Source organism: Thauera linaloolentis 47Lol = DSM 12138 (assembly GCF_000310205.1).
GTDB lineage: Bacteria > Pseudomonadota > Gammaproteobacteria > Burkholderiales > Rhodocyclaceae > Thauera > Thauera linaloolentis.
The window spans coordinates 1-6,415 of the sequence record NZ_AMXE01000127.1 but is presented as its reverse complement, the minus strand read 5'-3'; the positions used below and the strand labels follow the sequence as shown (position 1 = coordinate 6,415).

The 6,415-nt window shown below is 69.1% G+C and carries 9 protein-coding genes; 7 read left to right on the top strand and 2 right to left on the bottom strand.

Annotation, left to right across the window (positions count from 1 at the left end; all coding sequences use genetic code 11):
• From C666_RS19400 to C666_RS18080, 4 genes are all read left to right on the top strand, one after another.
• Window positions 1-474: DUF2894 domain-containing protein (locus tag C666_RS19400; RefSeq protein WP_004347217.1), on the top strand; the 474-nt coding region annotated here is incomplete at its 5' end.
• 69 nt (window positions 475-543) lie between these two features.
• Complete coding sequence (locus C666_RS18090; RefSeq protein WP_004347214.1) at window positions 544-855, top strand: hypothetical protein; 312 nt, start codon at window positions 544-546, stop codon at window positions 853-855.
• Between the two features lie 69 nt (window positions 856-924).
• Window positions 925-1,191, top strand: coding sequence for a type II toxin-antitoxin system Phd/YefM family antitoxin (locus C666_RS18085; RefSeq protein WP_004347211.1), 267 nt, complete (start codon window positions 925-927; stop codon window positions 1,189-1,191).
• Window positions 1,188-1,586, top strand: a complete 399-nt coding sequence (locus C666_RS18080; RefSeq protein ID WP_004347209.1) for a type II toxin-antitoxin system VapC family toxin — start codon at window positions 1,188-1,190, stop codon at window positions 1,584-1,586. Before C666_RS18085 ends, C666_RS18080 begins: the two co-directional genes overlap by 4 nt.
• 21 nt (window positions 1,587-1,607) lie before the next feature.
• On the opposite strand, the gene recJ is transcribed toward C666_RS18080, so the two are convergent.
• Complete coding sequence (gene recJ, locus C666_RS18075; RefSeq protein ID WP_004347206.1) at window positions 1,608-3,308, bottom strand: single-stranded-DNA-specific exonuclease RecJ; 1,701 nt, start codon at window positions 3,306-3,308, stop codon at window positions 1,608-1,610.
• Window positions 3,305-4,381 (bottom strand): hypothetical protein, encoded by a 1,077-nt coding sequence (locus C666_RS18070; RefSeq protein WP_004347203.1) that lies wholly within the window; start codon window positions 4,379-4,381, stop codon window positions 3,305-3,307. Before C666_RS18070 ends, recJ begins: the two co-directional genes overlap by 4 nt.
• 147 nt (window positions 4,382-4,528) lie before the next feature.
• On the opposite strand from C666_RS18070, the gene C666_RS18065 reads away from it, so the two are divergent.
• From C666_RS18065 to C666_RS18055, 3 genes are all read left to right on the top strand, one after another.
• Window positions 4,529-5,011: an Xre family toxin-antitoxin system antitoxin gene (locus C666_RS18065; RefSeq protein ID WP_004347202.1), complete on the top strand. Its 483-nt coding sequence runs from the start codon at window positions 4,529-4,531 to the stop codon at window positions 5,009-5,011.
• A complete protein-coding gene (locus C666_RS18060) occupies window positions 5,011-5,511 on the top strand; it encodes an RES family NAD+ phosphorylase (protein WP_004347199.1) in 501 nt (166 codons plus the stop codon). Before C666_RS18065 ends, C666_RS18060 begins: the two co-directional genes overlap by 1 nt.
• A gap of 45 nt (window positions 5,512-5,556) precedes the next feature.
• Window positions 5,557-6,415, top strand: an 859-nt coding sequence (locus tag C666_RS18055) for a YgiQ N-terminal domain-containing protein (RefSeq protein WP_503169799.1), incomplete at its 3' end; no start/stop codon positions are given.

Below are 6,415 nucleotides of genomic sequence, written 5' to 3'. Positions count from 1 at the left end.
CTCGCGGCGTTCCGGGAGCGCTTCGAGCGCGCGGGCGGCAGCGCGGACATCGGCCGCCCGGCGGCGCCGGGCCGCAGTCCGCTCGCCGAACTGCTCGCCCATGCCGCGCGCAGCAGCCTCCATGCCGCCATCCCGGCTTTGGGGAGCACGCAGTCCGCCGCCGGCGCTCCTGCCGGCGAGCTGAAGTCCCTGCGCTATTTCGGCAGCACCTGGTCGCGACTCAGCCTGGAACAGCAGTTGTCACAGGCGCTGGCCCGGGCGCCGGACAACGCCGGCCCGCTCAATTCGCATTTCCTGGTGCTGCAGGCGCTGATCCGGATGCGCGACATCGCCCCGCAGTATCTGGAGAATCTCATGTCCTACGCGGACGCGCTGCTGTGGCTGGATCTGGCCGATCCGGGCAAGGGCGCGGGGCAGAAGGGCGGGGCGCAGAAGGCGGCGGTGCGGAAAACGCGGCGCAAAGCGCAGGGCTGACGAGCATCGTTGGGGAAAGGGTAGGATTGAAGAGGGAGAACGGTTTTATCGGGCTGCAAGGAGGCTTCAATGCGATTCGTCGTTGGGCTGGTGTTTCTCGTCTCTTCGCTCGACCTTGTCGCGCAGCCCTATCTGCGTGACGAGATCGAATTTCGTCAGGGCGGTGAACTTCTGTCCTGGTGCCAGTCGGAAGCGCAGGCCTATTTCGTGGGCAAGGGCATTCCGACCTACCAGTGGAGCGCACGGCACTATGAAAGGGGAAACGTTCTCTTCGTCGAAGGCAGCATCCGTGCCAACGGCAGCGACGTCCCCGTTACCTGCCGGGTGGCGAAAGGTGCGCGGGAGCGCCATGCAATCGTCGAAGTGCACAACACGCCATAGGCCGGCAGCTAGACAAAACCCGCACATGGACTAGACTAAGACTTAGTTTAGTTCGGCGCCGAGATTACCATGCAAGTCGTGAATGTCCATGAGGCAAAGACCCATCTGTCCCGTTTGCTCGAGATCGTCGAGAGGGGGGAAGAGGTGGTCATTGCGCGTGCAGGCCGGCCCGTGGCGACACTTGCCGTCTATCGGCCCGGGAAGCGCCGGATTGCTCCGCCGGGGAGCCTGAGCGGCCGGGACTGGAGGATGGGGGACGATTTCGATGAGCCCATCGATGAGCTTTTTGCGGCCTTCCAGGGCGAAGACACAAGCCCCGGCGGAGAAGCTCGGTGAGGTTGCTGCTCGACACGCATTTCGCCTTTTGGTGGCAGTCTGGCGACGACCGCGTTACCGACGAGGTTCGGCAGCTCGTTGATGCTGCGGATGAAGTCATGGTGAGCCGGGTGTCGCTGTGGGAGCTGACCATCAAGGCAGGCTTGGGGAAAGTCCATATCGACCTGCCGGTATTTGCCGCCCAGGTCGAAGCGATGGGTTTTGCCTGGCTACCGATCGAGAACGCCCACGTCCTCAAACTGGCTGAACTGCCGGCATTCGACGACCATCGCGATCCGTTCGATCGTCTGCTGCTTGCCCAGTCGATCGCCGAACCGCTGATTCTGCTCACCACGGACGGAAAGCTCGCGCAATATGGAAGTACGGTCCGGCTTGTCGAGCGGCTGCGGCGTTGAGGAATGGCGCGCATCCTGCGCTCAGGCCGCGTCGAAATGCTCCAGCATCAGCTGCACGCTCGACACGCCGTTGTATTCGTTGATGCCGATCCGGTAGGCGGCGTGGATCTGCCCGGCGGCGGCGTCGGCATGATTGAAGCGGATGGCTTCGAAGCGTGTGGCGCCGCGCGATAGTTCCAGCTTGAGGTGCTTGTCCTTGAGCACGCGCTGGCGTTCGACGCGGAAGACGTCGTCGAACAGCGGCGCGGGAAAGCCCTGGCCCCAGATTTCGTTGTCGAGCATGCGCACGGCGTCGAGCGCGAAATAGCCGGGCTCCAGGCTGCCGTCGGTTTCGATGCGGTGTTCCAGTTGGGCGGGGTCCAGCAGTTCGCCGACGACTTCCTCGAAGGCTTCGTCGAAGCGGCGCAGATCGGCCTCGCGGATGGTCAGGCCGGCGGCCATGGCGTGGCCGCCGAAGCGCACGATCAGATCCGGGTGGCGCTTGGTGACGAGATCGAGCGCATCGCGCAGGTGCAGGCCGGGAATCGAGCGGCCCGAGCCTTTCAGTTCGCCTTCGCTGCTGCGGGCGAAGGCGATGGTCGGGCGGTGCAGCTTTTCCTTGATGCGGCCGGCGACGATGCCGATCACGCCCTGGTGCCAGTCGGGCTCGAACAGCGCGATGGTGGCGCGGCCGCCGGCGCTGACTTCGCCGTTGCCGGCGAGGCGGGCGAGGGCTTCCTCCTGCATGCCGGCCTCGATGCTGCGGCGTTCGCGGTTGAGGCGGTCGAGTTCCTGGGCGATGTGCATGGCGCGGCCGGCGTCGTCGGTGACCAGGCATTCGATGCCCAGGCTCATGTCCGACAGCCGGCCGGCGGCGTTCAGGCGCGGGCCGATCATGAAGCCGAGGTCGGTGGTGCTGGCGCGCGCGGGGTCGCGGCCGGCGATCGAGAACAGCGCGCGGACGCCGGGCTGCAGGCGGCCGGCGCGCATGCGGGCGAGGCCCTGGGCGACGAGGATGCGGTTGTTGCGGTCGAGCCTGACGACGTCGGCCACGGTACCGAGGGCGACGAGGTCGAGCAGGTCGGCGAGATTGGGCTCCCTGGCGCCGGCGAAGGCGCCGCGTTCGCGCAGTTCGGCGCGCAGCGCGAGCATGGTGTAGAACATCGCGCCGACGCCGGCCAGCGCCTTGCTGGGGAAGTCGCAGCCGGGCTGGTTGGGGTTGACGATGACGTCGGCGTCGGGCAGTTCGTCGCCGGGCAGGTGGTGGTCGGTGATGATGGTCGCCATGCCGTGCGCACGCGCGGCGGCGATGCCCTCGACGCTGGCGATGCCGTTGTCCACGGTGATGAGCAGGTCCGGTTCGAGCCGGGCGGCGATCTCGACCATGGCCGGGGTGAGGCCGTAGCCGAGGGTGACGCGGTCGGGCACCAGGTAATGCACGTCGGCGCCGAAGGCGCGCAGCGCGCGCATGCCGACCGCGCAGGCGGTGGCGCCGTCGCAATCGTAGTCGGCGACGATGACCATGCGCGCGCCGGCCTCGATGGCGTCGGCCAGCAGTTGCGCGGCCGCGCGCGTGCCGGTGAGGGCTTCGGGCGGCAGCATGTGCTTGAGGCTGGTGTCGAGTTCGTCGGCGCGGCTGATGCCGCGGGCCGCGTAGAGGCGGGCGAGCAGGGGGTGCAAGCCGGCGTCCGACAGGCGGTCGAGCGCTTGCCGGGAAACGGTGCGGGACTGGATACGGGTCATCGGTCGGTAGGGCTGTGCGTGGGCGGCGGCGTGCCGGGCAGGTCCAGGGGGGGCGGTGCGATCGATTTCAGCAGGGCGTCGAAGGCATGGGGCTTGCGCCAGAACTTCCAGCGGTCGGCGCTGCGTACTTCGACGTCGAGCGTGCCGCGGTCGCTCGGGGCGCAAAGGCGCAAGGTCTTCAAGCGGCCGTCGCCGCTGGCCGCGGCCAGCGGCGCGAACCAGTCGTGCTCGATGGCCTGCAGGCCATCGCGCCAGCCTTCGAGATCGAGCTGCTGGGCGGGCTTGCGCAGGGTGTCGAGCACCACGAGGCTGTCGCTGCGCAGCGCGTCGGCGATGTCCGGCGCACCGGCCGGCACGCCGGCGGCACGGGCGAGGCCAAGGCTGAGCGGGTCGGTGGCCTGCACCGCCTTCGCCGGCGCGAGCGGAGCATGCGCGAGTTCGCCCGCGCCCCATAGCCAGATGCTGTTGACCGCGCGCTGCCCCGCCGCTTCGCGGGCACGGCTGGCGGCATGGTTGTACAGCACGATCTGGGCTTCGTTCATGGTGCGCTGCCACAGCCGGGCGTCGTCGCCTTCGGGCAGGAAGTGCTTGACCGGCCGGCCGATCACGTCGTCCACCGGGTAAAGGGTGACGCGTGCGGGCTTGTCGAGCTGCAGGTACCAGCGTGTCGGGGAGCAGGCCTCGAAACGGCCGAGGTCGGCGAAGACTTCGTTGAGCGCGGCGACGAGGGGCGCGGCTTCGTCCAGGGTGAGCTCGCCGTCGGGGAAGGCGTACAGCAGCAGGTGCTCGCGGGCGAAGGAGAGATTGACGGGGTCTGCGCACAGCCAGTGGCTGCCCGGCCGCGCCGGCGGCGCGTCCGCTTCGCCCAGGCGGCGCAGTGTTCCCAGCGGCAACTCGGCGCCATCGAGGCCGAACAGGCGGGCGAGCTGGCGGTCATAGGGTTCGAATTCACGGACTTGCCGCCGCCCGCGGCCGAGCAGGGTGGCCAGGCCGTCGAGCGCAAGCCCGGAGGCCGGGCCGAGCAGCGTGGCGGCGGGCCACAACAGGCCGGGAATCAGGAGCTGGATGTGCATCGGAAGCGCGTGGGTGGGAGCGGCGCGAGTCTAGCATGCGGCGGCGGTGCGGGGCGGCGGGCCTGCAGCGGGCGTGGCTTGACAAACGGGGTGAGTAGGTGTTCACTTGATCGAAATTGATCGATCAAACGATTGAGGGTGTGCATCATGAGCAAACTGAAGACAGTACATGCCGCACGCGAACACGGCGCCGCATATTCGCTTGCCGGCGCGCATCCGGCGGCAGGTGCCAGCATCGAACACTACCTGCATGCCGCGTCCGCGCTCGAGCGCGACCACATGGTGCGAGAAGGCTTCGGGACCGGCTCGCTGGACACCTTCGCCAACCGCTTCGGCCGCAGCGGGCGAAGCCTGGCGCAGCTGCTTGGCGTGGCGCCCGCCACCTATGACCGCAGGGTGCGCGAGGGCAAGCCCTTGTCGCAGGACGACTCCGACCGCGTGGCGCGCCTGATCGAGGTGGAGCGTGCCGCCGCGCGCGTGTTCGGTGACGACGAGGCCGGGCGCGAGTGGCTCGGTTCGCCCGTGCCGGCGCTGGGCGGAGCGGTGCCGATCGAGCTGCTGGCGACCACGCCCGGGCATCAGGCGGTCATGAACGCGCTGCGCCGCATCATGGCGGGCGCGGTCGCCTGATGGCGACGCTGTGGCGACTGGCGCAGGACTGGGTCGATCTCGAAACCGGCGCCCTGCTGTGCGCAGCGGAGGATTTCCATTGCGCGGGCAATGGCGCGGCGGCGGTCGGGGGGCGCTGGAACGGCGTCGGCACGCCGGTGATCTACCTTGCCGACAGCCTCGCGCTAGCGCAGCTCGAGAAGCGCGTCCACACCCCGCGGCGCCCGCCGCACGGCATGGTGGCGGTCGAAGTGACGCTGGCCGCCGCGGCCGTGGCCGGAGCGCATACCGCCGATCCGCCGGCCGATTGGGGGGCCGCCAATGTGGATTGGTCGGTCGGCCGTACCGAGACCCAGGCCCTGGGTGACGAATGGGTGGCGGCCGGCGCCACGCTGCTGATGCGGGTGCCCTCGGTCGTGGTGCCGGTGGGCTGGAACTACCTGCTCAATCCTGCCCACCCCGACGCCAGAAAGGTCCGTACCCGGCGCATTCCGTACCGGCCGGACGCGCGCTTGTGGTAAGCGGGCAAGCAGGGGCGCGCGGGCACCGATACAATGGCGCCCATCATGAGTTCAAAGCCTGTTTCCGGAGCCGGATCAGCGGCTTCCAGCATTCTTGCGGGGGCGCTCCCCGCTTATCGCGCCGCGCCTTTCCTGCCCATGTCGCGCAAGGAGATGGATGCGCTCGGCTGGGACGCCTGTGACGTCATCCTCGTCACCGGCGACGCCTACATCGACCATCCCAGCTTCGGCATGGCGCTGGTCGGGCGCCTGCTCGAGGCGCTGGGCTTTCGCGTCGGCATCATCAGCCAGCCGGACTGGCAGTCGGCCGAACCCTTCCGTGAGCTCGGCCGGCCGAGGCTGTATTTCGGCATCACCGCGGGCAACATGGATTCGCTGGTCAACCGCTACACCTCCGACCGCAAGATCCGCTCGGAAGACGCCTACACCCCGGGTGCCGAGGCCGGCAAGCGCCCCGACCGCGCAGTGACGGTGTATGCGCAGCGCGCGCGCGAAGCCTTTCCCGACGCCAACATCGTCATCGGCAGCATCGAGGCCAGCCTGCGCCGCATCGCGCACTACGATTATTGGTCGGACAAGGTGCGGCGCTCGGTTCTGCCCGATTCCAAGGCCGACATCCTGCTGTTCGGCAACGCCGAGCGTGCGCTGGTGGCGCTGACCCGGCGCCTGGCGGCGGGCGAGCCGATCGCGTCGATCCGCGACCTGCGGGGCACCGCCTTCATGGCCAGGCCGGGCTGGCGGCCTTCGGAGGACTGGCACGAAACCGATTCGCTGGCGCTCGACCGGCCGGGCCGCATCGACACCCACTCCCACTCCGACCCCTACGCGATGGAGCCGGCCGCCGCCGCGCCCGGGCCAGCGGCCGACGGCGCCCAGCCGGTGCGCATCGTGCCGGCGGCCGAGC

Excerpts from the sequence above, each read along its gene's own strand:
- C666_RS18090 (WP_004347214.1), top strand. The coding sequence starts at position 544 with ATGCGATTCGTCGTTGGGCTGGTGTTTCTCGTCTCTTCGCTCGACCTT.
- C666_RS18085 (WP_004347211.1), top strand. The coding sequence starts at position 925 with ATGCAAGTCGTGAATGTCCATGAGGCAAAGACCCATCTGTCCCGTTTG.
- recJ (WP_004347206.1), bottom strand. The coding sequence starts at position 3,308 with ATGACCCGTATCCAGTCCCGCACCGTTTCCCGGCAAGCGCTCGACCGC.
- C666_RS18070 (WP_004347203.1), bottom strand. The coding sequence starts at position 4,381 with ATGCACATCCAGCTCCTGATTCCCGGCCTGTTGTGGCCCGCCGCCACG.
- C666_RS18065 (WP_004347202.1), top strand. The coding sequence starts at position 4,529 with ATGAGCAAACTGAAGACAGTACATGCCGCACGCGAACACGGCGCCGCA.
- C666_RS18060 (WP_004347199.1), top strand. The coding sequence starts at position 5,011 with ATGGCGACGCTGTGGCGACTGGCGCAGGACTGGGTCGATCTCGAAACC.